4 protein-coding genes are annotated in these 2,772 nt (G+C 59.6%); 1 reads left to right on the forward strand and 3 read right to left on the reverse strand.

The features are described 5' to 3' along the window. On the reverse strand, positions 1-289 hold a 289-nt coding region (locus AAFM29_RS15170; protein WP_341713624.1), incomplete at its 3' end, for a lycopene cyclase family protein. A gap of 230 nt (positions 290-519) precedes the next feature. On the opposite strand from AAFM29_RS15170, the gene rpsD reads away from it, so the two are divergent. Next, complete coding sequence (gene rpsD, locus AAFM29_RS15175) at positions 520-1,134, forward strand: 30S ribosomal protein S4 (protein ID WP_341713625.1); 615 nt, start codon at positions 520-522, stop codon at positions 1,132-1,134. Between the two features lie 61 nt (positions 1,135-1,195). Here rpsD and AAFM29_RS15180 read toward each other — a convergent pair whose 3' ends face one another. Then, positions 1,196-1,957 (reverse strand): M50 family metallopeptidase, encoded by a 762-nt coding sequence (locus tag AAFM29_RS15180; RefSeq protein ID WP_341713626.1) that lies wholly within the window; start codon positions 1,955-1,957, stop codon positions 1,196-1,198. Positions 1,958-2,024: 67 nt separating this feature from the next. Then, on the reverse strand, positions 2,025-2,772 hold a 748-nt coding region (locus AAFM29_RS15185; RefSeq protein WP_341713627.1), incomplete at its 5' end, for an alpha/beta fold hydrolase.

Below are 2,772 nucleotides of genomic sequence, written 5' to 3' on the forward strand. Positions count from 1 at the left end.
CCATGTAATTGATGCCCGACGACCCGCCGAGCATTCTCCCCCGTGGAACGGGTACCGTCTTGTCTTGGAAACCCTGAGCGCCTTTCCCCGCGCTGCCCCTGAACATCCAGTCCGTTTCGGGATCAAGTTGCAACGACGCACAGGCCATCGGCATGGCTTCGCGCTCCGGCGGCTTTCCTCCCGCCTCGACCAGAGCGACCGACACACCCGGGTCTTCGCTAAGCCGCGCCGCCAGAACCGCGCCTGCCGATCCCCCACCGACAATTACGAAATCAAACTGATTGGACATGCGGTCGCTCCCGTTCCGAACCGGCATGCGACCAACCTCTTCAATCTAGCGTAGGTGCCAGCGAGTGCCAAGCACTTGACGCGAGGTGCAATCCTGCTAGGGCGCGCGCTCGCGAATTGGCCCCGTATCCCGGTGAAGCGGTGGCCGCGCTGGAGAATTGCTTCAGCGGTGCGATGCCGGGTTGAATGGCCACCACAGGGGTGGTCCAGCAAATTGAAGGAATACGTCTCATGACGAAGCGCACCAGCGCCAAGTACAAACTCGACCGCCGGATGGGCGAAAACATCTGGGGTCGTCCGAATTCGCCGGTCAACAAGCGTTCCTACGGTCCGGGCCAGCATGGCCAGCGCCGCAAGGGCAAGATGAGCGACTTCGGCCTCCAGCTCCGCGCCAAGCAGAAGCTCAAGGGCTACTACGGCGACGTGACCGAGAAGCAGTTCAAGCGCACCTACATCGAAGCGTCGCGCATGAAGGGTGACACCGGTCAGAACCTGATCGGCCTGCTCGAGCAGCGCCTCGACATGGTTGTCTATCGCGCCAAGTTTGCACCGACCATCTTTTCGGCCCGCCAGATCGTTTCGCACGGCCACATCTACGTCAACGGCGTGAAGTGCAACATCGCGAGCCGTCGCGTAAAGGTCGGCGACATCGTCTCGCTCGGCAAGAAGGCGCAGGAAATGGCGCTGGTGATCGAAGCACAGGGCCTGCCCGAACGCGAGATCCCCGACTACGTCGCACCCGACGGCAACGACAAGGTGACCTTCACCCGCGTGCCAAAGCTCGACGAAGTGCCCTACCCGGTGACCATGGAGCCCAACCTGGTCGTCGAGTTCTACTCGCGCTGATCCACGACGATATCGTCACGCAAAAGGGCGGTCCTTCGGGGCCGCCCTTTTCGTTTGCGTGTTAGATACGTGCCGCGATCTGCAGCGATTTCCAGACCATTGAGAAGATCGTGGCGGTTATGAGGCCACCCCACACCCAATAGGGCAAGAACAGGGCATCGGCGATCTTGCCGGTATCCGACAGGACGAGATGGCCGCCAATGACCCCACCCGGACTAAACAGATAGCCGAAATCTTGATAGACGCTCACCGCGCCCTGAACACCCAAAAACTCGACTGCGATCCGCTGCCATTTCTCATTGCCGCGTAACGCAATGTAGAATGCGGCCAGCGCGAACATCGGCAGGACGACCCACCCCGTCACCGATCGCACCCAGATCAATGTGCTGACGAGGAGTGCCCCTCCCAAGCCAAGAAGGGCAAGGCGGGTGGCCCTGCGCGAACGCGAAGCAATGATCATCAGCGATCCCGCAATGCTCGGGCCAAGTAAGCCCGCCGCAGATACGATCACCTGACCGACGGCCCACAGCCTACCAGTGCTTTCAGCGTAGCCTGAACCATTGGCAAAGATCACCAGGCGCTGGAAATCGGCCCCCAATGCCGCAGCGGTCAACCCGTGGGCCATTTCATGCCACCAAGTCGAAAGCAGCGTGAAAGGCATCAGTGCAAGCGTGCCGAACTCGGTTTGCCATGCCAGGATGGTGAGAACTGCGAAGGCGACGATATAAGTCTGCTCCCGCTGGACCACCGCCTTCGTCTGATCCTCAGCATAAGGAAGACCCCACTTTGCGGAGACTACAATTGGAAACCGATTGTCGCTCATCGTCAGACAGTTACCCCAGTTTCAACATTCCACCAATTTCGCAAACCAAGTGGATGCATCGCACCACCTAGCGATCGAGTTGCGAGCCAAGAAATTTGTCGATCCTGACAAGCATATCGGTTCGCACCTTGCTGTCGGAGAGTGAGTGAGCGAGATCCTCGTATTCGACGTATTCGACAGCCTTGCCTGCCCTCTTCAACCGATCTTCCATGATGCGGGACTGTTGAACATTTACATTCTGGTCGAGAGTACCGTGAAACAGCAAGACTGGGGCGTGAAATGCGTCCGCATGGCGCGCGGGGCTGCCCGTGGTGAGATGAGGCCCTTCACCGAGGAAGGCGGATACAAGTCGCGAATTGGTGTACCCACGCGCATATTCCCGCATCTCCAGAAGATCCGTCACCGGTGCAATCGCCACCACCGCGCGGAAAAGATCAGGGTCCAGGACCTGCGCCTGCAAAGCGGCATATCCACCATATGACCAGCCAACGATTGCCAATTGATCAGCGGACGCGATCCCCTGCGAAACCAGCCAGAGGCCAGCGTCATTCACATCGCCGATAGCGGTCGGCCAGGCTTGGAAGCCGTTCTTGCCAAACCAAGCCTCGCCATATCCCGCCGAGCCGCGGTAGTTAGGCTGCAGGACAGCATAACCACGGGCGACGAAGAACTGCACGAGCCAGTCAAAACCCCATTCATCGCGTGCGCTTGGCCCACCGTGTGGCAGAACAATTGCCGGTAACCCCTTACCATCCGAGCCGGGTGGTAGGGTTAGGTAACCAGGAATCTGGGTTCCGTCGCGCGCCGGATAGGAA

Origin of the sequence: Erythrobacter sp. (genome assembly GCF_038133525.1) — a bacterium.
GTDB lineage: Bacteria > Pseudomonadota > Alphaproteobacteria > Sphingomonadales > Sphingomonadaceae > Qipengyuania.